At 45.7% G+C, this 24068-nt stretch carries 22 protein-coding genes and 4 tRNA genes; 15 read left to right on the top strand and 11 right to left on the bottom strand.

The window, feature by feature from the left end; all coding sequences use genetic code 11:
* The first annotated feature begins 71 nt into the window (after nucleotides 1-71).
* From AC58UX_RS11230 to AC58UX_RS11210, 5 genes are all read left to right on the top strand, one after another.
* Nucleotides 72-1397 (top strand): YecA family protein, encoded by a 1326-nt coding sequence (locus tag AC58UX_RS11230; RefSeq protein WP_497252509.1) that lies wholly within the window; start codon nucleotides 72-74, stop codon nucleotides 1395-1397.
* Nucleotides 1398-1441: 44 nt separating this feature from the next.
* Entirely contained in the window at nucleotides 1442-2632 is a 1191-nt protein-coding gene (alr, locus tag AC58UX_RS11225; RefSeq protein ID WP_497252507.1) for an alanine racemase, read from the top strand.
* A gap of 230 nt (nucleotides 2633-2862) precedes the next feature.
* Complete coding sequence (locus AC58UX_RS11220) at nucleotides 2863-3144, top strand: CopG family ribbon-helix-helix protein (protein WP_028553892.1); 282 nt, start codon at nucleotides 2863-2865, stop codon at nucleotides 3142-3144.
* Between the two features lie 3 nt (nucleotides 3145-3147).
* Nucleotides 3148-3498: a type II toxin-antitoxin system PemK/MazF family toxin gene (locus AC58UX_RS11215; protein ID WP_028553893.1), complete on the top strand. Its 351-nt coding sequence runs from the start codon at nucleotides 3148-3150 to the stop codon at nucleotides 3496-3498.
* Between the two features lie 176 nt (nucleotides 3499-3674).
* Entirely contained in the window at nucleotides 3675-5858 is a 2184-nt protein-coding gene (locus AC58UX_RS11210) for a Tex family protein (protein ID WP_497253627.1), read from the top strand.
* Between the two features lie 99 nt (nucleotides 5859-5957).
* Here the strand turns inward: AC58UX_RS11210 and AC58UX_RS11205 are convergent, their stop codons facing one another.
* From AC58UX_RS11205 to AC58UX_RS11195, 3 genes are all read right to left on the bottom strand, one after another.
* Nucleotides 5958-6479, bottom strand: coding sequence for a hypothetical protein (locus tag AC58UX_RS11205; RefSeq protein WP_497252505.1), 522 nt, complete (start codon nucleotides 6477-6479; stop codon nucleotides 5958-5960).
* A 292-nt stretch (nucleotides 6480-6771) separates the two neighbouring features.
* Nucleotides 6772-6936 (bottom strand): cortex morphogenetic protein CmpA, encoded by a 165-nt coding sequence (gene cmpA, locus AC58UX_RS11200; protein ID WP_141692697.1) that lies wholly within the window; start codon nucleotides 6934-6936, stop codon nucleotides 6772-6774.
* A gap of 73 nt (nucleotides 6937-7009) precedes the next feature.
* Nucleotides 7010-7363, bottom strand: coding sequence for a hydrolase/acyltransferase (locus tag AC58UX_RS11195; RefSeq protein WP_497252502.1), 354 nt, complete (start codon nucleotides 7361-7363; stop codon nucleotides 7010-7012).
* A 114-nt stretch (nucleotides 7364-7477) separates the two neighbouring features.
* Here AC58UX_RS11195 and AC58UX_RS11190 point away from each other — a divergent pair, with 114 nt between their 5' ends.
* From AC58UX_RS11190 to AC58UX_RS11165, 6 genes are all read left to right on the top strand, one after another.
* Nucleotides 7478-7951 (top strand): SprT family protein, encoded by a 474-nt coding sequence (locus AC58UX_RS11190; protein WP_497252500.1) that lies wholly within the window; start codon nucleotides 7478-7480, stop codon nucleotides 7949-7951.
* A gap of 19 nt (nucleotides 7952-7970) precedes the next feature.
* A tRNA-Asn gene (locus AC58UX_RS11185) sits at nucleotides 7971-8046 on the top strand.
* 3 nt (nucleotides 8047-8049) lie between these two features.
* Nucleotides 8050-8138, top strand: a tRNA-Ser gene (locus AC58UX_RS11180).
* 146 nt (nucleotides 8139-8284) lie between these two features.
* Nucleotides 8285-10027, top strand: a complete 1743-nt coding sequence (locus AC58UX_RS11175; RefSeq protein WP_497252498.1) for a methyl-accepting chemotaxis protein — start codon at nucleotides 8285-8287, stop codon at nucleotides 10025-10027.
* Between the two features lie 160 nt (nucleotides 10028-10187).
* Nucleotides 10188-10259: transfer RNA gene (locus AC58UX_RS11170), tRNA-Glu, on the top strand.
* A 15-nt stretch (nucleotides 10260-10274) separates the two neighbouring features.
* Nucleotides 10275-10356, top strand: a tRNA-Leu gene (locus AC58UX_RS11165).
* A gap of 168 nt (nucleotides 10357-10524) precedes the next feature.
* On the opposite strand, the gene AC58UX_RS11160 is transcribed toward AC58UX_RS11165, so the two are convergent.
* The 6 genes from AC58UX_RS11160 to AC58UX_RS11135 all read right to left on the bottom strand — a co-directional run bounded on the left by AC58UX_RS11160 (nucleotide 10525) and on the right by AC58UX_RS11135 (nucleotide 18479).
* Nucleotides 10525-11700, bottom strand: coding sequence for a glycoside hydrolase family 88 protein (locus AC58UX_RS11160; RefSeq protein WP_497252496.1), 1176 nt, complete (start codon nucleotides 11698-11700; stop codon nucleotides 10525-10527).
* 112 nt (nucleotides 11701-11812) lie between these two features.
* Nucleotides 11813-12673: a carbohydrate ABC transporter permease gene (locus AC58UX_RS11155; protein WP_497252494.1), complete on the bottom strand. Its 861-nt coding sequence runs from the start codon at nucleotides 12671-12673 to the stop codon at nucleotides 11813-11815.
* Nucleotides 12670-13572, bottom strand: coding sequence for a carbohydrate ABC transporter permease (locus AC58UX_RS11150; RefSeq protein WP_497252492.1), 903 nt, complete (start codon nucleotides 13570-13572; stop codon nucleotides 12670-12672). The genes AC58UX_RS11155 and AC58UX_RS11150 overlap by 4 nt, the downstream gene beginning before the upstream one ends.
* An 80-nt stretch (nucleotides 13573-13652) precedes the next feature.
* On the bottom strand, nucleotides 13653-14954 hold the full coding sequence (locus AC58UX_RS11145) for an ABC transporter substrate-binding protein (RefSeq protein WP_497252489.1): 1302 nt from the start codon (nucleotides 14952-14954) through the stop codon (nucleotides 13653-13655).
* Nucleotides 14955-15083: 129 nt separating this feature from the next.
* Complete coding sequence (locus AC58UX_RS11140) at nucleotides 15084-16682, bottom strand: response regulator (protein ID WP_497252487.1); 1599 nt, start codon at nucleotides 16680-16682, stop codon at nucleotides 15084-15086.
* A 24-nt stretch (nucleotides 16683-16706) separates the two neighbouring features.
* Nucleotides 16707-18479, bottom strand: a complete 1773-nt coding sequence (locus AC58UX_RS11135; protein WP_497252485.1) for a sensor histidine kinase — start codon at nucleotides 18477-18479, stop codon at nucleotides 16707-16709.
* A 391-nt stretch (nucleotides 18480-18870) separates the two neighbouring features.
* On the opposite strand from AC58UX_RS11135, the gene AC58UX_RS11130 reads away from it, so the two are divergent.
* Together AC58UX_RS11130 and AC58UX_RS11125 are read left to right on the top strand one after the other, a co-directional pair.
* Entirely contained in the window at nucleotides 18871-19545 is a 675-nt protein-coding gene (locus AC58UX_RS11130) for an MBL fold metallo-hydrolase (RefSeq protein WP_497252483.1), read from the top strand.
* A gap of 223 nt (nucleotides 19546-19768) precedes the next feature.
* The gene (locus AC58UX_RS11125; protein WP_497252481.1) at nucleotides 19769-21763 is read left to right on the top strand and encodes a methyl-accepting chemotaxis protein; all 1995 of its coding nucleotides are present in this window, start codon (nucleotides 19769-19771) and stop codon (nucleotides 21761-21763) included.
* 68 nt (nucleotides 21764-21831) lie between these two features.
* On the opposite strand, the gene AC58UX_RS11120 is transcribed toward AC58UX_RS11125, so the two are convergent.
* The gene (locus tag AC58UX_RS11120; RefSeq protein ID WP_497252479.1) at nucleotides 21832-22143 is read right to left on the bottom strand and encodes a hypothetical protein; all 312 of its coding nucleotides are present in this window, start codon (nucleotides 22141-22143) and stop codon (nucleotides 21832-21834) included.
* Between the two features lie 221 nt (nucleotides 22144-22364).
* On the opposite strand from AC58UX_RS11120, the gene AC58UX_RS11115 reads away from it, so the two are divergent.
* Nucleotides 22365-22565 carry a hypothetical protein gene (locus tag AC58UX_RS11115; RefSeq protein WP_497252477.1) on the top strand — a complete coding sequence of 67 codons (201 nt, stop codon included), beginning with the start codon at nucleotides 22365-22367 and terminating at the stop codon, nucleotides 22563-22565.
* 213 nt (nucleotides 22566-22778) lie between these two features.
* Here AC58UX_RS11115 and AC58UX_RS11110 read toward each other — a convergent pair whose 3' ends face one another.
* Nucleotides 22779-23114 carry a hypothetical protein gene (locus AC58UX_RS11110; RefSeq protein ID WP_497252475.1) on the bottom strand — a complete coding sequence of 112 codons (336 nt, stop codon included), beginning with the start codon at nucleotides 23112-23114 and terminating at the stop codon, nucleotides 22779-22781.
* Between the two features lie 193 nt (nucleotides 23115-23307).
* Here AC58UX_RS11110 and AC58UX_RS11105 point away from each other — a divergent pair, with 193 nt between their 5' ends.
* Nucleotides 23308-24045, top strand: a complete 738-nt coding sequence (locus tag AC58UX_RS11105; protein ID WP_497252473.1) for an NUDIX domain-containing protein — start codon at nucleotides 23308-23310, stop codon at nucleotides 24043-24045.
* Nucleotides 24046-24068 lie beyond the last annotated feature (23 nt).

The following is a 24068-nucleotide window of genomic DNA, read 5'->3' as shown; positions in this document are numbered from 1 at the left end:
CAACTCCCACGAGCGGCTGTTTTTTTGGTATAATGCAACTTTGGAGCGAATAAGTAATTGGAGTGTTTGAGATGAATACAATTGATAATTTAACATCGGAAGAGCAACGGCAGTTCTGGGAAACTGAGTTGGGTGCTTTTGCGGATTATTTAACGAATGAAGGTAAATTAAAAGCGGAAACCGCTCAGAAGCATGCGGAGCGTATCGAATTTGTGACGACGGAGTATATGGTTCGTTACGGTATTCGTTATGAGGATCTGCAAGGTGAAACGATTGTTGATTTCTTAGGTCGTTTCGCGATTAGCCATGTTCTGAATAGCACAGAGTCGGATATAAGTGCTTATTTGACTGCGCTGAAAAAATGGGTGCAATTTCTAAGCCTGACATCGAAAATTTCGAAGGAGCAATCTGCTTCACTAAACGAAGTTTGCAAGCATAAACAATATTTTATAGATCGCTTTGATCAATATATGAAGGCAGACAGTGACTACGCATTGGAGCGTTGGCTGAATTCTAATGAGATCGAGGCCTATATAACCCCTAAGAAGGCATCATCTAAGCAAAAGCTAAAACCACTTGTGGTTGATCCGAAGCTGCTTCATCTTTGGATGGATACGCGCACGGCTGTTCCGCAGATTGTAGGGGAATTTAAAGCTTTTCTAGAGGCTGTACAGGAAGGGAAAAACGTTAAATTATCCGCTGCGCGCAAGCATTTGCCGCGGAAGTTCTGGAGCGAGTTCGACGAGCAGATTGGCTTGCAGCTATTCCGTAAACCAACACTCAATCAGGACCAAGAGCCGGTGTACCAATTCTTTTTCTATGTGGCGTTAGTGCTAGGGATCACAGAAGAAGGAACACAACTTAAGGTAAATGCGAAGCAATTGGCTAATTTCCAAGCGTTAACGGAGAAGGATCAGGCAGTCCTCCTTTTAGATACACTTTGGAACAAGTTAGCTTGGGGGATCCTGGAGGAAGTCAATGAAGGTGGCCGCCCTGAAGATATTCAGGCTTGGAGAAGAGCAACCGCAAGTGTGTTGGCAAGCTGGCCAGTCGGGCGTGAACACCATGTGGATACTGAATGGAAAAAGCATCGTCAATCCGGAATTTTGCTGGATACGAGCGTTGATGTATTTTTGCATGCGGTAGCAACGATTTTGGTGCGTTTCGGGCTGATCCAAGCACAATACTTGCCAGATTCCGAGATGAAATATGCTAATGAGCGAAAACCAGTGATGATGACCGTATTAGAATCAGGTAACCGAGTATTCCGTTATTTTGTGAATGAAGCGGCTTATGCCTTGAAGAACTATTCAAATGCAGCGCCTGAGCCAAAAATCGGACGTAATGACCCATGCCCATGCGGCAGCGGCAAAAAATATAAAAAGTGCTGTTTGTAAGCAATGACAATTTACTTGGAAGTGGATAGAAGAGGTGAACGCTGATGGATGCTTTTTATCGGCCCACGTGGGTGGAAATATCGTTAGATGCACTGCGGAGCAACATTGAGCAATTTCAGAAGGTACTGCCTGCGGGCATGAAGCAGATGGCAGTCGTTAAAGCGGATGCTTACGGACACGGGGCTGTTGAGGTATCCAAAGAGGTTCTCGCCGCGGGTGTGGATTATTTGGGAGTCGCTTTTTTCGATGAGGCGTTGGAGCTCCGAAATGCTGGGATTACGGCGCCTATTCTTGCGCTCGGCTACACGCCGCCTGAAGGCATTAATCGGGCACGTGAGCTGGATCTAACGATAGCGGTGTATAGCCGTGATGTGTTGGAAGCGCTGCGTGAGCAAGGACGTAAGCAGGAGAATGCAGCTCAGAAAAAGCTGAAAATCCATATCAAGTTGGATACCGGCATGGGAAGACTTGGCTTGCATACGGAAGCGGATGCCATTCCTTTTATTGAGGAGGCATTAACGCTGCCTGGTGTGGAAGTGGAAGGCTTGTTCACCCATTATGCGAATGCAGATGAAGTAGATAAAAGCTATACGCTGGAGCAATACGCCCGATTTGAGCGGATCGTGAGCTATTTTGCAGATAAAGGGGTAAGCTTCCCTTATATTCACGCGGGCAATAGCGCGGCGGCTATTGATTTGCCACACTTGACGTATTCGATGGTGCGTCTGGGCATATCGATGTATGGTTTGTATCCTTCTAGGGATGTGGATCAATCGAAAATTGAGCTAAAGCCGGTGCTGAGCCTCAAAACAGGGATTGTTCATCTGAAGACGCTGCCAGCGGGCTCTGGGGTTAGCTATGGAACGATTTATCACACCAAGGGTGAAGAGCAAATTGGGACGTTGCCGATCGGGTATGCGGATGGGTACTCGCGAATGCTTTCGGGTAAAGCGGAAGTGCTGGTTCGAGGCAAAAGAGTGCCGATCGTCGGCCGAATTTGTATGGATCAATGTATGATCAATGTTTCGGATGTGCCTGATGTAGAGGCGCTCGATGAGGTTGTTCTCATCGGAGAGCAAGGAGAAGACCGGATTACCGCAGAAGATGTCGCTGATCTGCTCGGAACGATTAATTATGAAATCATTTGTATGATTTCACACCGTGTTGCGCGTGTCTATGTTCGTAATGGGGAACGGGTTGAGGCTTTAAATCCTCTCATGCGACACCGTTATTAATAGGGTTCAAGGGATGACTTCCTAAAAATTTCATGAATTTACCATGCAACTTTTGCAGGTATTGGGAAGGGTTTTCAGATTAGGGTATAGAATACTATGTAATAACAATCTTATATCTTAAGGTGTAACATATTTGATATACCGGAGGCATATATTTTATTGTATAATTTGGTTTTTGGAATGACATACTGGTAATATTGTCTTTGTATCGTTTCTGGGGGTGCGAGAGTGTGAGCAATGCGCATAATACGAAAAGGATCATGATTAGCTTGCCTGACAATCTGTTGCAAGAAGTGGACGGAATTGTCGAGAAGGAGAACTCCAATCGGAGTGAATTCATTCGTCAGGCAATGAAGCTGTATTTAATTGAACGCAAAAAGCGCAGTCTACGCGAATCCATGCAGCGTGGGTATATGGAAATGGCGAAAATAAATCTCAGCATGGCATCTGAAGCTTTTCAAGCGGAGGAAGAAGCGGACGGAACGCTTGATCGCTTAGTAAGCGGGGTGTAAGACGTGATTGTGAAACGTGGCGATGTATTTTTCGCAGATCTTTCGCCGGTCGTAGGATCGGAGCAGGGAGGAGTCCGTCCTGTTCTAGTGATCCAAAATGATATCGGCAACCGCTTTAGCCCCACCGTGATTGTTGCAGCGATTACAGCTCAAATCCAAAAGGCAAAGCTTCCCACGCATGTAGAAATCGATGCGGAGACCCACGGTTTCGATCGAGATTCGGTCATTCTGCTTGAGCAAATCAGAACAATCGACAAGCAAAGACTGACGGACAAAATTACGCATTTGGATGAAGAAACGATGCGAAAGGTTGACGACGCTTTGCAAATTAGTGTGGGACTGATAGAATTTTGAATAAGGTCTGGAACGGACGAGGGAGGAAAGGTACCCTCGTTTTTTGGTTTGTACATACATATACATACGATCAATAGAAGAGAGGTATGACTGTGGCAAATGTGGAGACGGAAGGGCAAGTGACGGACAACGTAGGAAAACCAAAAGCAAGTGAGTATGAGGAACCGAAAGAGAAGATCCAGGTTTCTGCGGAGAAGAAAGCGGAGATTCAGGAGCGGATCCTGAAACAAATCTCCGCTGAATTACAGCTGCCTAGCGGCAAAGTGAAGACGACGATGGAGCTGCTGGATGAGGGCAACACGATTCCGTTTATCGCGCGTTATCGGAAAGAGATGACGGGGGAGCTTGACGAGAATCAGCTGCGGGATATCGAGGAGCGGTTGCAGTATTTGCGTAATCTCGAGGATCGGAAAATCGAGGTTGTCCGTTTGATCGATGAGCAGGGCAAACTGACGGATGAGCTGCGCAGCTCGATTGAGAAAGCTGTGAAGCTGCAGGAAATCGAGGATCTCTACAGACCTTATCGTCAGAAGCGGAAAACGAGAGCTAGCGTAGCTAAGGAGCGCGGTCTGGAGCCGCTTGCTGCGTGGATTTGGAAGCAGCCTCGTCAAGGCTCGCTGGAGCAAGAGGCTGCGCGTTATATTAACGCGGACAAGCAGGTTGGAAGCGCTGCAGAGGCGATTCAAGGCGCGATGGATATCCTAGCGGAGAATATCGCGGATGATGCGAAAATACGTGCCTGGGTGCGTCGATATACACAGGATAACGGCATTATGCGGACAGAGGCGAAGGATGCGAAAGCAGAGTCCGTCTACGAGATGTACTATGCATATCAAGAGCCTGTGAAGCGTCTGCCGCCGCACCGTATTCTCGCGATTAATCGCGGGGAGCGGGAAGAGATTCTAAAGGTTGGTCTCGATGTTGGGCCGGATAAAATTCACGACTATATGCTGCGTCAAATCGTGAGAGGCGATTCGGTCGTAAGAGACGTTCTGCGCAGCATCGTTGAAGACGCATATAAAAGGCTGCTAGCCCCGTCCATCGAGCGCGAGGTGCGCGGTGAAATGACGGAAGCAGGCGAGGAGCAAGCGATTAAGATTTTCGCGGAAAATCTGCGCAATCTCTTGCTGCAAGCGCCGATTAAGGGCCATGTCGTGCTCGGTGTCGATCCGGCGTATCGGACAGGCTGTAAGCTGGCCGTCATCGACGACACAGGCAAAATGCTTGAAATCGCCGTCACCTACCCAACCCCACCGAATAATAAGGTGGCGGAAGCGAAGGCGAAGTTCAAGCAGTTGATCAGCCAATACAGCGTGGAGCTGATTGTGATCGGGAATGGGACGGCTTCCCGTGAAACGGAGCAGTTTGTTGCGGAGCTGATCGGTGAGATCAAGGAGCGGAAGCTCAAGTACTTGATCGTCAGCGAAGCGGGCGCGAGCGTGTACTCCGCGTCGAAGCTGGCGCAGACGGAGTTCCCTGAGCTCGACGTCGCCGAGCGCAGCGCGATTTCGATCGCGCGGAGGCTGCAGGACCCGCTCGCGGAGCTTGTGAAAATCGAGCCGAAAGCGATCGGCGTCGGGCAGTACCAGCATGACGTATCGCAGAAACGTCTGGACGAGAACTTGAAGGCCGTCGTAGAATCGGCCGTTAACCATGTCGGGGTGGACTTGAACACGGCGTCCCCGTCCTTGCTTTCGTACGTGTCGGGGGTTAATGCGACACTAGCGAAAAACATCGTGAAGTATCGCGAGGAGAATGGCAAGTTCAACTCCCGACAGGAGCTGTCGAAGGTTCCGCGCCTCGGCGCGAAATCCTTCGAGCAGTGTGTCGGGTTCATGCGGATTCCGGGCGGCCGGAACCCGCTCGACAACACCCCGATCCATCCGGAGTCTTACGACGTGGTGGATCGGTTGTTCAAGGAGCTGCGCATCGATCTTGCGCAGCTTGGCTCACAGCAGCTGCTAGCGCTGCTGCAGACGCTGGAGCCAGAGGAACTGGCTCCTAAGCTTGGCGTCGGTGTCCCGACGATGCGGGACATCCTAGACAGCCTGCAGCGGCCTGGGCGGGATCCGCGGGACGAAGTCCCTGCGCCGATCTTCCGCACGGACGTGCTGCAGCTGGAGGACCTTGTGCCGGGCATGGAATTGACCGGCACGGTGCGTAACGTCATCGACTTCGGCGCCTTCGTCGATATCGGCATTAAGAACGATGGGCTGGTGCACATCTCCCAGCTCAAGAACGGCTTCGTGAAACATCCGATGGATGTGGTTTCCGTTGGAGACATCGTCCAAGTATGGGTGCTCAACGTGGACCAGAAGAAGGGCCGCGTAGGCTTAACCATGAAAAAACCGCAATCGTAGGTTGATGAGGATAGTTATATGGCAGTTGGGAGATAGGTCCCAACTGCTTTTTTTTGATTAAGACGATCACCTCCATATCTGCTGCATTTCATCTACCATCTACTGGCGCAATTTCTCTGCACTCCTCACCTCCTTCACCAAATAAGTCATCGTATACCGCTGACCGGCAATTAGTGAAAGCATCCCTTCTGTGGACAGGCGGATGAGCCACTCTGCAGCTATACGTATGTTCACATTGCACTCGGCTGCAACTTCTTGTAGCCGAATTATTCCATTACGCCGATTGGCGATCTGGAGGATAAACTGCTTCCGCAGCTCCCACACGTCCGCCTCAAGCTCAGCGATGCTAGGAGGATGTGATTTGTGAGCATTCTTTTTTTGTTCAAAAGGGATCACGTTGTTTTTGAAGCTAACAGCAGGAATATTCGCATTCTCCAATCCGTTTTTATGTCCTTTCTGCTGCCCTTGACTATTCAATCGTCCTTTATCTGCTCTTTCAAGCTGCACTTGTCCTATCCCTTCCTCCTTCACCCCAATCAAAATCCCCTTCTCCCTCAACCCTAAAATCCTACGATGCTTCTCACGCATTCTACGTAGCCATTGATTGCTATTTTGCTGCATGTCATTAAGCCCCCTTATGAATACCAGCACGCAAAAAAAGCACAAACGAACTGCAGAATAATCTGCAAGCTCGAGTGTGCTTCACTCAGGTCTGGTATTTAGTTTTTTTTATTTCATTACAATTTACTTTTCGTTACATTTATTTACAGTATAGTGGGCTCATTTCAAATATGCAACCACTTTTTTCCAAATGTTGATTCTTGGTTCCTGTAGGCAGCAAGCTCAGTTTGGGGATGCGTATGTAAGTACGACAAAAAAGCCAGCACTTGTGGCACAAGTACTAGCTTTTTGATCAAAATTTACGTTTACTCGGTCCGTCCGTCGATTGGCTGTCAGGCCACTCCTCTTGTGAGCGGCGAGTGCGGTAAAAGTACCAGCTATCGTTCAATAATCGAATTTGTCTGCGGTTTTTGTTCTGGAAGGCACGCATTAATTGATTACAAAGCCATTGAGGCATATGCCCATCCCCTTCTTCGCCATGTACTTATAGCATATGAAGAATGAGGGTATTGGGTGCAGGTCCTTTATGATTAGAGATCAAATTCCTCTTCATACCACTGCTCAAGCTGAGCTTGCAGCGCACGAATTTCAGTGAGCAAAGAGATCAATGGATATGATTTCTCTTGAATGCCCGCGAACGTTTTTTCAAGACGGTTGATGTAGTCCAAGCCTTGAATCAAAGTGTACGTCGTACCGATCAGTTCCAAGTCGTCACATTCAGCAATCACGCGTGGGAGCTGTGGTACATGATCAGCGGTTAGTTTCTCTAATTCTTTGTGCAAGCGTTGGTTCAAAGCTGTTAATTGATAGGAATAGGAGGAAGGCATTTCGACGAATTCTAGTTGTTGATCAAGCTTTAAAATCGCATAGCGCATCTGTGGCATAGGGTGGTTCAATTCCTTTCTGTATAGGGCGTTCGATCTTCTTTTCTACTTGACAGTATAGCCGTACATACGGTACAAATTCAAGTAAGAACTTGTCTTTGGGAGTGTTCGTAGATGGAAGATCAAGAGCTGCAGCAATGGATCGAGCAAATTTCGATGGAATCGTTTGGGAGACCCTTCATTCATCAGGCCCGTTTTAACCGGAGATTGCGGTCAACAGGTGGGCGTTACTTTATGAAATCCCATGATATTGAGATCAGTTGGAGCCAATGGGAGACGTACGGTCGAGATGAGATCGAGAAAATAATCAAACATGAGCTGTGCCATTATCATTTGCATATTTTGAAGCGAGGCTACAAGCATCGTGATCAAGATTTCAAAACATTGCTAGCCCGAGTAGGAGGCACCCGATTTTGCCAATCGTTACCGCGGCCTAAGGCGATACAACCCTACAAATACAGGCTGGAGTGCGTGAATTGCAAGACGGAATATTTTCGTAAGCGCAAGATGGATGTTCGTAAATTTGCCTGTGGGAATTGTAGGGGAAAATTGAAATCGTATACACTTGACTTAACAGCGCCTTCATAATAAAATAAAACTTGTCCATTCCCTGATAGCTCAGTTGGTAGAGCACTCGACTGTTAATCGAGTTGTCACAGGTTCGAGTCCTGTTCGGGGAGCCATATGGAGAGATACCCAAGTGGCTATAAGGGGACCCTCTGCTAAGGGGTTAGACTGCGTAAGCGGTGCGAGGGTTCGAATCCCTCTCTCTCCGTCACGAAATAAGTTCAACGGCATTTATGCTGTTGGGCTTATTTTTGTTCATCTCAATCTCAACTAATTCTAACAATTTTCTAATACCTGTTAAATGATTGTCCTCTATAGTGGATAAAAAATGCTTCACGATGGAGGGTCTTCCAAGTGACTAAATTATTTTCGATACGTGTACGGCTTATCTTATTACTACTGATTCCTTCCCTGTTCTATTTAGGGACGAGCGTGTATTTACTGCAGCTAAACAAATCAAATACGGCTGAGCTGTCCTCCTCCTTATACGAGACTACGGAAGTGAGTACATCCCTTATTTTGAATGCTGATCGCGATCTATATCAGGCTTTAGCTGCCTATCAATTGCTGGTGTCTGGTGCGTTGACTGCTGAGGAGAAAACGAGCCAGCTGAAGGCGTTGAAAGACAATATTGATCAAACGAATACGAGGGTCGGACAGGCTGTTACTATTTTAAAAAACAAAGAACTACTGCAAACTGCACATGTCGAAACGAAAGTGACGATTGAGCAAAGTGCAGCGAGCTTCCAAGCGTCCTTCGATCAATGGGTCAAAGATGCAAATGCCGTTGTCCAGGCCGGGAGTGTTGGCAAAGGCGTTTTGAATGAAGCGAAGCTGCAAGCAACGTTTGATAAAGGACGAGAAGGTCTGAATGCGATTGGAGAAATTCTAGACGCTTATGCCCACCAGAGCATTGTTTCTATCGAGGAGCAAAATAGTAAATCAGCACAAGGGGTCTATATTGGCGTTGTGGTTGTTATCCTCCTTTTGGCAGGAGCTGGCGTGTTTGTGATCCGGAGAATCATGCTGATGGTTCATAGGATTTTGACGATCACGAGTAAAGTTTCTGCAGGGGATTTGCGTCACGATCCACTGACGACTTACTCCCATGATGAGTTAGGTCAGATTTCAGCATCGGTCGATGATATGGTTGCGAAAATGAAGGGATTAATCGGCACGATCGCGCATAATACGCAATTCGTGCACGATGCTTCCGTGGAGCTTTCGGACAGCTCCAAAGAGTCTGCTCATGCTGCTGAGCATGTGGCTACGAATATTCAAGAGATGACACAAGAAGTCGAAGTGCAGGCGAGAAGCAGTGAAGAGACGAGCCGAGCTATCGAGGAGATGGCGATTGGCATTCAACGCGTCGCAGAGAACTCAAGTGTCATGGCGGATCACTCCTCGCTGACCTCCCAGCACGCAACACTCGGGAATGAGCTGCTATCGAAGCTTCAGCATCAAATTGTGAATATGCTTAGCTCGGTCGAGCAGTTATCGATGACGGTGCAGTCGTTAACACGTAAATCAGATGAGATCGGGCAGATTGCAGCGAGCATCACGAGCTTCGCTAACCAGACGAACCTGCTATCGCTTAACGCTTCGATTGAGGCGGCTAGAGCGGGGGAGCATGGCAAAGGGTTTAATGTTGTTGCCCAAGAAATTCGCAAATTAGCTTCACAATCTATTGAATCCGCTGACGGCATCAATCAGCTCATTCACGAGACGAGAGTTGAGATTGCAAGTGTATCTGACTCGATGAATGCGACGAAGCAAGAGGCGAGTGCAGGCTCACAAATGATGCTGGAAGTGAATCAAAGCTTCAAGACGATCATGCAATCCGTGACGCACATCGTTACACAAATTCACGAGACTTCCGCAATTACACAGCAAATGTCGGCTAGCTCGGAAGAAATTTCGGCAACGATGGACCAGTCAGCGGCAAGCTCATCCCACATCCTTACGAGATCTCAAACCGTGGCTGCGGCAACGGAGGAGCAGTTGGCTATGATGCAGAACATCGCTGCTGCTTCGGAGCAGCTGAAGTCGGTCGTACATACCTTGAACGAATCTGTGTCCTATTTCAAAATCAAATAGAAGGTCACCAAGGGGAGTTCTCATGGTATTCGTAACGGGAACAGGGGACTCCTTGCTAGCTAGCTTTTGTTTTCATGAATTAGACTTGTCAAAGTAAGCAGAATCCTTTATAATAACACTTGTCGTCCTAACGGGCTGAAATGTTCAATGACGATGTTATGGCCCGTTGGTCAAGTGGTTAAGACACCTCCCTTTCACGGAGGTAACAGGGGTTCGAGTCCCCTACGGGTCATTGTTTTTCTCTCTCGCGGTCGTGGTGGAACGGCAGACACACCATCTTGAGGGGGTGGCGCTCACAAGGCGTGAGGGTTCAAATCCCTCCGACCGCATCCCAGTTTCACAAGGAAGAACCCTTGATTCTCAAGGGTTCTTTTGTTTTTTTAGATGGAAAGAATTCGTTAGTACAGCTTCATAATACTTCTTGTTGACGAACTGTTGACTAAATATTTAATCGCTGAGGTGAGTGCTCGGTAGAGGTCAGAGTCAAGTCGCCTGCATTACTTTAAAGTCCACAATTTAGGGTTAATGCCTACTGTTTTCATAAGAAGTTCCAGATAATAATAGTCTCCCCATATTGTATAGCTGTTCATGACCCCTAATTTGGGATCTCTTACATAGCAATTTTGCAAAATCCCCTCTACCGATGGATCCATAGCTTTTGAATAGTTGGTTCTCAAGGATTCCAGAATTTTGTATGCAGAAGTTTCATAGAATCGGGCTTTTTCGGCTTCAGGCTCCAAGGTTGCTATATCAAGCATTCCGGCAGCAGCGATAGCTGCGGCTGAAGCATCCTTCACTGCATCCGTAAAGTCGGGAAGCTTGAAATCCCAATAAGGGATTAAATCTTGCGGCAAGTTGGCCAGGTAATAATCGGCAAGGTTTTCTGCAGCTGTTAAGTACTTACCTAAGCCAGTATGCTCATAGGAAAGGGCAAAACCGTAGATTCCCCAGGCCTGACCTCTTGACCAAGCTGACTCGTCCGCGTAGCCTCCTTCATTAAAACCAGCGATTGGTTCACCGGTATTGGGATTGAAATCATAGGTATGGTATGTTGAATAATCCTGGCGTATACAATATTGATAGGTGGTAGCTGCATGTCCTTCTGCAGCCTTGAGAAATTTATCTTGCCCTGATATTTCCGAAGCACAGTAGAGTAGAGGTAGATTCATCATACAATCCATGATGAGCTTTCCCTTACGATCATCCTCCTCCAATCTTCCCCATGCGCGTATGAATTTCCCTAAGGGATTATATCTTTTTAGAAGCTCCTCCCCGGCTTCAACGGCCATTACCTTGGCCTCTTCGTTTCCTGTGAGCTTATACAGTGCAGTAGCATATAGCTGATACAAAAAGCCCAGATCATGGTCTTTATAGCCGGTTTCAAGTCTTTGACGGAATACAGGCATATAATTTAATAGATAATCAATGTATTTCTTATCCTCTGTATACACATAGGCAAGTAGTACCATCCCTGTCCAAAAAGAACCAGTCCAATTTCCGTCTAAATTGAGTAAATCCGAATAATTTCCAGTGGCTGTTTTATGAGGAAACTTGTTTTGAAATGTATGTATATTGGTATCAATTTTATGAATAATGGCTTCAATTTCTGCCGTAATAACATTTTTTTCTGGGATAACCTCTTTGAATTTCATTTTCGTTTTTTCCTCTTTCATCTGAATTCCTCCACTATAATAAGGTTTGAAACCGTTGCAATTCCGGGAAACAGAGAAGGGAGCCATCGCATGGAACTTTGTGACTTGGCAGCCTTCTCCTGACTGCGGGCCTTTAACCTTTCATCGATCCATCGGATACGCCGGAAATAATGAACCGCTGCAGGAAGAGATAGAGCAGCAGAGTGGGAATGAGGACCGTTACAATGGCAGCTGACATCACAGGCCAATCAGTCGCATTTTCGCTGGAAAAGGAGTTAAGAGCAACGGTGACCGTCCGCAGAGAGGTCTTCGGCATAAACAAATACGGATTCAGGAAGTCGTTATAAATAGAAATCGTCTTCAGAATAATGACCGTCGCGATGCCGGGCATCATCTGAGGCAGAATGACTGACCAGTAAATGCGGAAGTAGGACGCTCCGTCAATCTTCGCGCTCTCGTCCATATGCTTCGGGATTTTCTCCAGGAACTGAAGGAAAATATAAATGCCAACGACATCGGCGCCTGTATACAGTAGAAAACCGGCCTCTCTTGTATTGAACAATCCCAAGGATTTGATGACCATGAACGTCGACACGGATGTCAGCACATGGGGAATCAGGACGGAAGCGACGAATGCCGTAATGATGATTTTCTTGAAGCGGAAGTCAAAACGGTTTAGGACATACGAGGCCATGGAACCAAGCAATACGCTTCCGGTTACACCTACCGCAACTTGGGCAAAGGAATTCACGAAAGCAGATAGCATTTTGCCCTGCTTAATTGCCTTTATGTAGTTATCGAAGTTAAACAGATTGTCAGGTAAAGCCATAAAGCCTTTCAGCCCATACTCCTCACTGGTTTTCAACGAGACGTTTAGGATGATAAAGAGCGGCAACATAATAATGGCCACCCCGATCAAAGCCATGGCATAATTGAATAGCTTCAGAAGAGGGTGGCTTATCTCTAGTCCGATGTCGGTTGCTTGGGATTTCATATCTGCCGCTCTCCTTTCGATAACCAGATTCTTTGCAGACCAACCACGATAGATACAATGATCAGCATGACCACAGCCATTGCAGCCGCTTTACCATAATTGCTGAATTCGAATGCGATGGCCAAGGATTTGGAGACGAATGTGTCGCTCAGGCCGTAAGGACCGCCCTTTGTCAGGACGAAAGGTTGGAAGTAGGCCTGCAGTGCTCCGTTAATTCCGAGGAACAGATTAAGCTCGAACACGGTTATGATGTTAGGAATAATCATATAGCGAATCATCTGATGAAAGTTGGCCCCATCGATACTGGCTGCTTCATATACGTCCTTTGGAATGGACTGTAAGCCGGCCAGATAGACGACCATACACCAGCCCGTGAACATCCATGTGCCGATGAAGGCAAGGGAGAAGTTGATCAGATAATTCTCCGGCAGCCAGTGCACTGGGTTCATGCCGATCCACTTCAGTGCGGCGTTTAGTGGACTGTTGGTGTAGTTGTACAAATAATTGAACATGAATGCGATCGCGATGCCGTTCAGAATGTTCGGCATGAATAGAACTGAACGAAAGAAATTTTTGCCTTTCATCTTGGTGCTGAGGATAATGGCAAAATACAAACCAATCACGTTCTGAACAAGCATGGCCACAATATAAGCCCCGTTGTTTTTGACCGCAGTCCAGACATCGGTATCCTCGAATACATCCAAGTAGTTTTTGAACCCGACAAACTGCATATCCGGGGATATGCCGTCCCATTTCGAGAAGCTCATTTGAAACAGTTTAAGGGCAGGCAGGTACGTAAAAGTTATCAGGAGTATGACCGGCAAGACCAAAAAAGCCAGTATGGTCAAACCTTTCTGATAGTCGTATCTGCGTCCCCTTCTGAAGGTATTCTCTCTCATAACTCCATCCTTCTTATATCCAGATTTTGAAACAAAAGATGGATCCAAGTTGAACCCATCTTCTGAACTGTGCAGCTATGTTATTTCCCTAGAACTTCTAATCTTGCCTTTTGCCATTTCTCATTGTACTTTTTCACGACGTCATCTGTATTTTTGCTCAGCATAAACTCTTGAACGACCTGCGACAGATTGATTTGAGATTTGTTCAAAGTGTCTTGGAATTTAATGTCAACAGCTGTGTCTTCAATGATAGGCAGCTTGGATGCCAGCAATTCATCTACTCCTGGAATGACGGCTTTATCTGCTTTGATGGATGAGTTCACACCACTTGCCTGTGCATAACGGCTATTGGTGAGCAGGAATTTGACGAACGCTTTGCTAGCCTCCGGGTATTTTGTGTTCTTGGATACGACAAATGGTTTGTCTGGTCCGACATAAACGGCTTTCGATCCCGGGTGGGGAAACATGCCGACTGAATCTGCCTTAGCACCTAAGTCGATCAACTGTGGAACAAGCCAATCCGCCATAAACATCATACCGACCTTGCCTGCCGCCAAATCTTTTTTGGTCTGTTCCCAGTTCGCCGACATGAGATCAGGTTCTGTAAATCCTTTCTGATAAGCATCCCTTGCCAAATTGAAGCCTTTCAAAAACTCGCTGTTGAACAGGTCTCCAGCTTTGGCAATTAAATCGTTTCTCCAATTCGCGTTGCCTGTGCTCACATGTGTGTATTGGAAGAAGTAAGGATCGAGTGTAAACGCGTCTTTAAAACCTGTACCCAGAGGAATAATGTTTTTGTCCTTCAGCTTTTGGAAGGCAGCGAACAACTCTTCTGTAGTTTTTGGCGTTGTAGTGATCCCAGCCGCCTGGAATGCGGTCTTGCTATAAACAACGCCTAGGTATGCTGCGCCGGAGTTGACCTTATACAGCTTCCCGTCTTCGCCTAAACCGCTTGCATGAAACCAGAGGTTATCCTTGTTAAAGCCCAAATCATCCAATGGCATATAATATTTAGGTAGATCAGCCTTCGTAATTTCGGGAAGGGCAATCGTAACATCCGGCAATTCACTAGCTGCCGCACGCGTCTTTAAGATTTGCTTCCAATCTTTATAAGATTCAATCGTAACTTGAACCCCTGGATTCGCTTTCATAAACTCGTCTGCAAGCGCTTTAATTTTGGTTTCAGCAATATCCGTACGATGGGTACCGAATACGATCTTGCCTTGCAAATTAGCAGCTTCGGAAGTCGGCTTCGCAGCAGTTGCTGCAGTGGCCGCTGGAGAGGAAGCGGGGGAGATGCTGTTGCCTACTTTGTTGCTTGAACATGCGACGATCGGCACTACGAGACTGAGAGAAAAAACGAGCGTGAGCAATTTTTTCATATTGACCTCCTTGTATGTCTGTTCTTGTTCATCAGGATGCATCCTCTGATACCCCTATTTTAAGCGTTTTCAAGAGAGCAAATGAATGACTTGATATTGGATTTCTTAACAGATCATTTGATTGTCCGTTTACTTGATCTTTTTTCTGTATTCCGTAGGGGACACGCCTACTACTTTCTTGAAGGCTCGGCTGAACGATTCAGGTTCCTCATATCCAACCATTCCTCCTACTTCGTACACCTTAATTTCGGGCATTGCCAGCAGTTTCTTGGCTTCTTGAATGCGAGCCTCCATGAGAAAATTCGTAAAGCTTTTTCCGGTCTGATCTTTGAATAGCTTACTGAAATAGAAGGGATTCAGGCATACCCGGTCCGCAACGCTCTGAAGCATCAAGTCCTCGCGGAAGTGTTGCTGAATATATTCCTTGGCGATTTCAATAATGCGAATGCTTCTCTCGCTTTTACGATTTTGAATCGTGGTTGTTCGATCAGTAAAATCTTCGGCGAGCAGCCCGATAAGATCTTTCATGGTGGGAACGAGATCGATACAAGCAAATAATTCCTGCCCGTTCGCCACCTTGCTGGATGAGGCCGCTTCGGCAAAGTCACGAGATGATGCTTCCATGCGGGTAACAATTTTTTTGCAGACATCCTTCACGTGAACGGGTTTCGCCCGAAGCATGTCCAAGCGATGCATCAATTGCATCAGTACATTTTTGGCCTGGCCAAAATCCCCCAATTCCATCAGGCTGGAAATTTGTTGAACCTCCGGCTCCCATGGAAACGATGCAATCGTTGACTTGTTCGATTCATCCTGCGAAGTAAGAAATTTCGCGCCTGCATCTTCGTAGAAGCCAGTTTCCAGAGCACGCTCCGCCTCCTTGGCTCTATTGGGCAGTTCATCTATTCTTGTAAATACATCACTGATGCCGCACGTAACTTTGATGTCTAGCCGGGAAGTCCAGTTGGCTCCCTGTAAGTTCAGAGCTTCCTGCACCACATTCTTGAAATGGACGAATTCCTTATTTCCGCAAAAAACAGCAATAACCTGAGTACCGCGTAAAGCAAGCATGACACGAACCAATGGGTCCGTTTCCGGGACTAGCGAGAGCAAATCGTTCTTTATTGTTTCAAGAATCAAAGGATCATTCTGGTGAACCTGTAGGATGGCGACCAGAAAATTCCCGCTGTCTGCCAGTCCACAGTCTCGCAGCCTTTGCTTACATGGCTCTAGATCTTGTGCTCTGGCATGGAGTAATTGCAGCAATGCCTTTTCCTCGACCAACAGCTGCACTTCCTCAGATCTATCCTTCAGCAGCTCGTCCCGCCGAGAGGATTCCTGCTCCAGAGCATGGTCATCCCTGATCTTCTGCAGCAACGCCACAATATCCGGTGTGGGGATCGGCTTCAACAAATAATCCACCGCGCCATGACGCAATGTCTCCCTGACATACGGGTATTCGCCGTACCCGCTCAGCACGATGATTTTCATCCGATCAAGTGGCTCTTGTTGCGCCTTCACCTTCCGAATCAGCTCCACGCCATCCAGAACAGGCATCTTGATATCCGTGATTAACAAGTCTGGCTTGCACACCAAGATGTCCTCATAGGCCTGTTGTCCATTCGATGCCTCTCCAACGACCGTCCATTCCGGACAATTTCTCTCGATAATTTTTCTCAGACCGGTCCGAATGATTCTGTCGTCATCTGCAATGAATACGTGATACATAGATTAGCCTCGCTTCTATATGGTCTAGGTCTCGATTGGAATTTGAAAAAATACCGTCGTTTGAACCTGCTCCACACTTCGAATTTGTAAACCATATCCAGCTCCATAATGCAGGCCGATCCTTTGATGGACGTTTTTCAGGCCAATACTGCCGGGGAATTCATTGATTCCGTTCAAATCATCCATAGTCTGCTTAAGCTTGTCAGCGGAGATGCCGCACCCGTTATCCATTACCTCGAACAAAACATCGCTCCCAAGCTTTCTTACGGATACGGTTATGAGTCCTCCAGCGGACGTGTATTTCAAGCCATGGTTTATGGCATTTTCCACCAGTGGCTGTAAGACCATCTTGGGAATCGGAATATCCTCAATTTCTTCTTCAACGTCGATAACAATTTGGAATAAGTCGCCGTATCTGACCTGCTGAAGTAAGACATACTCCTTTAGATAATGAATTTCATCCCGCAATTGCACCTTGGACAATGGGTCGGTGATGCCATACCTCAGGATGCCGCCAAGGGCAACAGCCATCCGGGATGCTTCGTCGTCATCATTGATTTCGGCCATCATCCGTATCGATTCAATGGTGTTGTACAGAAAATGGGGGTTGATCTGATTCTGAAGGCTTTGCAGTTGTAATTCCTTCTTCAGGAGCTTGTCAATATATACTTCCTGAATAAGATCCTGAATTCGGTGTGTCATTCGGTTGAACGATGTGCCCAAGGCACCGATTTCATCCGCTCTGTTATCTTGGACCTTCACACCAAAATTGCCTTTCTCAAATTTCTTGATGGTATTGATAAGCGCTTTAATCGGATTCACGATTTGTCTGGAAATGATAAACAAAAAGAAAAAGGAACCCGCGATGGCAAGGAAGGTAATAAACATCGTCACTTTGCCTGCCTTATTGATCTGCCGGAACAATTCACGCTCCGGGATGATGGTCAGAATGGTCCAGCCGTTCGCTTCGGAAGTGAAGCTTCGGACAATGGAATGCGTGCCGTCAATGATGCTTGCCTGACTGAGCCGTGCGCCGGCTATGCTTTGCAGATCCATATCGGCGGGACTGCCGATATTCGGAGTGCTGGTATCGTATATGGTCTGACCATACTTATCCACGATGACTACTCTTTGATTGGGAAAAAGCATCAAATTTTTGATTTGTTCGGCCAAGTAATCAACCTTCGTATTGACAAGCAGCACAGCCGCTACGGCTCCTGCATTAACGTCCACAAGCCCTCTAGCCACTCCGAACACTTGAATGGGCCGTGTCCTCTGGTCGGATACATTGGGCAAGTGATAGGTGGAGACGATCTGCGGCATGCCATAGCTCTCGATGCTTTTGTGAAACCAATCTTCTCGAACAGGATCAAACGGGCGTAGCAAGGCTGTATCCAGCACCTTGTATTCGCTCATTCCGTTTAGATTGAATAAGAAAATGGAGTGGATGTCTTTTTTGAACAAAAACATCTTATTGAATATCATGTCAGCTTCCCGTTGAAAATCCAGGCTGACTTGATTATTCTGAAATGATTTAAGGTTCTGAAAAAAATTATCTTTCGAATTCTGTTCCATGAGAGGGATGATGGTAATAGAAGACAAATCCGCCAAATAAGAGTCGATTCTGCCCATGGTTTGCTTGTTGGCCTGGTCGATTGCTTCCAGAGATACAGCTTCCTTATCCTTCTTGTAGTTTATAAAGTGGCCATAAGATAGAAGGATCATAAGGAAAGACAGGAACAAGAAACAGATGCTCAGTTTATAAAATAAAGGAATATCGGATAATTTCCATCTCATCCCATTAAAGGGAGTGAACTTACGTTTCTCCACAGCCATTCGCCCCTATCTATGATGTAGTCATCCTACAGAGAAAACTCTTCCAGGAGGCCCTACTAACAATAGTGATGATACCCCCTTTCCAGAAAACCCGCAACAGGCTTACCAACGATACAAGTTGGACGGAGGAGGGTATTACTTGTGATGGTAACTGACACGGGGAAGATGAGGATAACATCCAGCAAGAGGCGTAGAGCGCCAACAAAGACGATAAGTTCACTATGAACTTCGATGAGTTTTGCGGCATTTCAGCGATCGGCTAGCTACCTGTGAAGCGGCAAAAATTGCTCTTGCACGGACCAGCCATTACAATGGAATTAAGTAATTAGGCAAATATTCTGGAGGTGCAGGAATGGCAGATCAAGCAGGAATTCAATCACTTATTTTGGATATGGACGTGAATGGGAACCCATTTACCGTACATGCGGCATTACTTTGGGACGAGCAGGATGTCATCCTTGTTGATACGGGTATCCCAGGCCAGTTAGGACTGATTCGTGACCAACTTAATGCAGCATCCTTCCCTTTTGAAAAGCTGACGAAAATCATCATTACGCACCATGATATGGATCACATTGGCAGCCTGCCCGATCTGGTCAACGCTTCAGAAGGACGGATTGAAGTGCTGGCGCACGAACTAGGCAAGCCTTATATTCAAGGGGAAGTACCGACGGTGAAACGTAAAATTTTGGTCACGCCGACCAAAGTGGATGTGACGCTTCAGGATGGGGATGTACTACCTTATGCCGGGGGCATTCAAGTCATTTATACGCCCGGCCATACGCCAGATCATATCAGTCTGTATCACCCAAGCAGTAAAACGTTAATTTCCGGAGACGCGCTAACTTCGCAAGACGGCGTGCTGATGCCACCAAATCCTCAGTTCACGCCGGATATGCCGTTAGCACTCGAATCGGTAGCCAGACTGCTGGATTATGATATTGAAACCGTCATTACCTTTCATGGTGGCGTGTGTACAGAAAATATTAAAGAGCGTCTCACTAAAATTTCGCAAGGTCAAGCTTAGGCAACCTTTTGACTTCTTATATGTATAACCAGTTCTTCCGCGATTGTTCGAAAGCTATTCCAAAGTCTATTGACTAAGGGATAGTTTTTTTTATTTTTCACATCAAAATCATTAGTAACTTGCATGTCATTTAATATTACATACTTTGGCATTTTTCAAAGAGGAATTAAGTCGAAAGATGGCGAAATCCGATACATAATGTAATTATCGAGGAGGAGAAATCATGATAAATACCTTATTTAACCCTGCGATTAACGTTATGAATCGGCTTAATTATGGGCGAAAATTCATTGCTGTGGGTGTAGTTCTCATTATCCCCATTGTTTTTTTAATCTACTTTTATGTATCGGAAAAAAATAACGCAATTGATTTCGGGAAAGATGAGATTATTGGAAGTAAATATAACATGGGACTAATAAACCTGCTTGGGCCAGCGATGGATTTAAGAGTATTTGTGAACCAATACATAGCTGGAGATACCTCAGCAGTAGCCAAAATTAACACAAGTATCCAACAAGTCGATAAGAATATGACGCTTCAAAATAAACTTGATGCCGAGTTGGGACGAAGTCTTCGTACTTCAGAGGCTTGGGAAAAGCTCACTACAGAGTGGCAGCGGTATAAAGAAACTGCTCTCCGATCGAAGGAGACGGCTAATTATGATAGCCACATCACATTTGTTAACCATCTCAATGCGTTAATTACGCTGACAAGTAACAATTCTAACTTAATCTTGGATCCCGATATCGACACCTTTTATATCATGAGCGCAACGTTGCAGACATTGCCGGATTTGGCAGACAGGATCAGTTTATCCCAAGGTCTTGCTCTCCATGCCATTCAAAAAAATCAGATAGACGAGGCAACGAAGCGGCAGCTTCTTCGAAATACAACATTAATTCAAACTCATTTTGAAAGCATACAGGCTGATTTACAGACGGCTTTCGCGAACAACCCCTCCATACAATCAAGTCTTAACAAACAATTGGAAGACTACAATGTTCTTATTTCTCAGTATAGTAAACTGCTAAATGATCGTTTTATTGATTCAGAACAAATGAAAGTAACAATTGGTGAATTGGAAAGCATCGCAACTCCTACGATGGCTTCTGCTTTTAAACTATATAACACGGCTACTCCCATCCTTAATGAGTTACTTCAGAAGCGGATAGATTCGTTTTCCACGGGGCGGCTTCAAGCGATGTCGTTCGTTACTGTGTTGTTAGCTTTAGCGTTCTACTTATCGATTGCTTTTTGCATATCTACACGTAATGCGCTGCAGCATCTGGAGAATATTTCGAGTAGAGTGGCCAACGGGGATTTGACGCTTGAAAGCAGCTTGGTTTCTAGGGATGAAGTTGGAAATTTCACGATTTCATTCAATCATATGGTTGCAAGCTTAAGGGAATTGATTAGTAAAGTGAAACAGGATGCCATCCTAGTCTCTAACTCCTCGACCATCATTTCCCGAAGTACGACCGAAATTGCAAAAGGCAGTAATGATCAAGCTTTGGCCACGCAATCGATGAATGAATTGTTGGAGGAACTCTCCACTGCGATTGACAATGTAGCACAAAATGCGCAAGATGCCTCCCAAATGTGCAGCGACGCACAGCGAGTTGCCGATGAAAGTGGCAAAATCGTACAGCAATCCATTGAAAGTATGGATACCTTGAGCGTTAAAATGGATACTTTGCAAACCGCATCTATCAAAATCGGTGAAATTATCGAGGTGATCGATGAAATTGCGCAGCAAACCAATTTACTATCCTTAAATGCTGCGATCGAAGCGGCGCGTGCGGGGGAACATGGACGCGGTTTTTCAGTCGTTGCCGATGAAGTTCGCAAATTGGCGGAAAGAAGCTCTGAAGCGGCAAACGAAATTACTGGCATTATTCGGGATGTGCAGAATTATACGACACAGAGCTCTCAAGCTGCCGCAAATGCTGTGATTTTTTCCAGGAAAACAGGAGAATCACTTGTCCAAATTTCGGATAAAGTCAATGATGCAGCCAAGCAAGTGACAGAAATCGTTGCGGCAAGTGCCCAGCAATCGGTGCAAACCAAAGTCGTATTAACCTCCATTGAAACGATTGCAGCCGTTTGTGAAGAAGCGACTGCCAGCACCGAAGAAACAGCTGCGAATTCACTGAATTTGTTGAATTTAGCTCATGAATTAACAGAATCCGCATCCAACTTTAAGGTCGATTTGGGTTAAATTGGTTGCAGAAAAACCTGAAATTCCTTTTCTAAGGATTTTCAGGTTTTTTGTGTTTTTTGCTGTAATCAATCGTATTTATCTTCATCAACACGTTCTATACGATCTATAATTAACTCTAATTCGGTCTCGAAATTCAAATGTAACGGCGGAGGAAGCAGGTCGAAAATATCTTGGATTATATCCATTTCAAGCATTTCATCCAATGTTAATGGTGGCGAGTCTAGATGGACTACCCAATCGCGGACCGTCTCTATGAATACATAGAATGAAGATTGGAATTGATCAGCCACAGCTTCCTTCTCATCACTTTGATAAGAGGTCATCGTCTGCCAGTTGTGAAGTGTTACGGATAGGGCTTCTTTAACTTTCGGATCCATTAGGGGGCCTCCTTTGTTCGTACTAAACCCGACTAAAACAATCAGTCAAAGGGGTGAAATTGGTATTTAATCAATACTAAAATATAACATAATCATTTAACTGAAAGCAATATATTTTTCGGAAAAGACTTGATAAATGTTTCCAAATGGGTTAATCTTCTAATTGTTGGAACAAAAAACATAGTAGAGAGAAAGGAGTGGAACAAATGGAAATGATGAGCATGAAAATGATGATGTCGATGTGCATGGAAGAAATGATGTGCAAAATGAACAACATGAAAATGATGATGGATTGCATGCAAGGTATGGAAATGACGGACATGATGGATATGGATATGATGATGTCCAAAATGCAATCTTGCGATGAGATGATGACGATGATGATGGGTATGATGCGTGAAATGAAACAAACCGCTGTGTAAGTAACGTCCTCAGGCAAGGAGTTATCGAACACACACGGTTATCATTGAATTCATACGATGAAATTAATATTGCAAGTACATATCAATCTGCAAATTGATGCGTACCTTGAAATGCAATTCTGCAGAGCAGGTGACTGCATGCATGGCATGATGAATAGACATGAACCGATGTCCGGTAGAGCGGAAAGCCGCATACGGGATTTTTTTGTGTTTTTATCTTGGATTCGTTGCGTTCAACTGTTTACCAATTTCAACCCGTTGTAGTTTCAATCCCCAAACTTCCTCGATCAACCGAGAAGAGACATACACGTTATCTGTTTCCCTCAACTGTCTGTAGAGTTCCAGCATCTTATTATTAACGGCATCGAATTGGTGCCACAACTGGCTTATTTGATATTCAAGTGTCGTTTGTTGCATATATAAGGCTGACTTCGTCAGCGTCTGAATAATTTCGTTTTGCCATTCAATGTCTCCGATTTGCTTCGCATAATTCAACAAATCTAGATAATCATCTTTCCAGCGTTGCTCTAGTTTCACAGTTTCTAGCATGGCGGTTACCTCATTTCGCGGTTATACCTAGTATTATACTCGGAATATAAGGGATTGCAATAATTAGTTTGAAAAATAATTGTGACGTCTGAATTTTATCTAATCGGGCAATAGCCCACTTGACATCCTTACTAAATATGTCATAATGATAATATCAAATCGACATTAAACTAACGATGAAGCAGGTGTACAAATGAGCAAATACCGGACACCAGATGGCGCCCCTAGTGACATTGTCATCTTCACCATAACATCTACCGAAAAGCATACAACGAAAAAGGCCCTGCCCATTCGGGAACTACAGGTTATGCTGATTCAAAGGAAACAAGAGCCATTCGTAGGTCAGTGGGCATTGCCTGGCGGGTTTTGTAATGAGAGGGAGAGTATGTATGAATGCGCGCGGCGGGAGCTCCAAGAGGAAACTGGCGTGACAGATGTTCACATGGAATATTTTAATGTGTACAGTACCCCTGGTCGTGACCCGAGAGGTTGGATCATTTCACATGCGTTCTTTGCCTTGGTTCACGAGAAGCAGCTGGCAGAGCGGCGTGCCGATACGGATGCGGCAGATGTACGTTTATTTCCATTAGATGAAGCGCTTCGTTTGGAGCTGGCTTTTGATCATAGGGAGATTTTGACTGATGCTTTACATCACATTCAGGCCAAGATGATCACCACGACGATCGCGAAGGAATTTCTCCCTGAGGAGTTCACGATTAGCGAGCTGTATCAAGTGATCCAGACGGTCGTACCGCATTTCGAGGAACGCAACTTCATCCGCAAAATCACCTCTACACAGAGCCGCAAGGGAATTATTGAAGAAGTGCATGATCGGCACGGAGAGCCGAAGCTTTCGAATCGCTACTCGCAACGAGCAGCACAGTTATACCGGTTTACCGATTTGACGCCGCAGCTATCGATTTACAGCTAGGCGCTTCTCTTTTAGAATTTGAT

Source organism: Paenibacillus sp. J22P90, from assembly GCF_059692195.1.
This window is presented reverse-complemented; position numbering and strand designations above follow the sequence as displayed.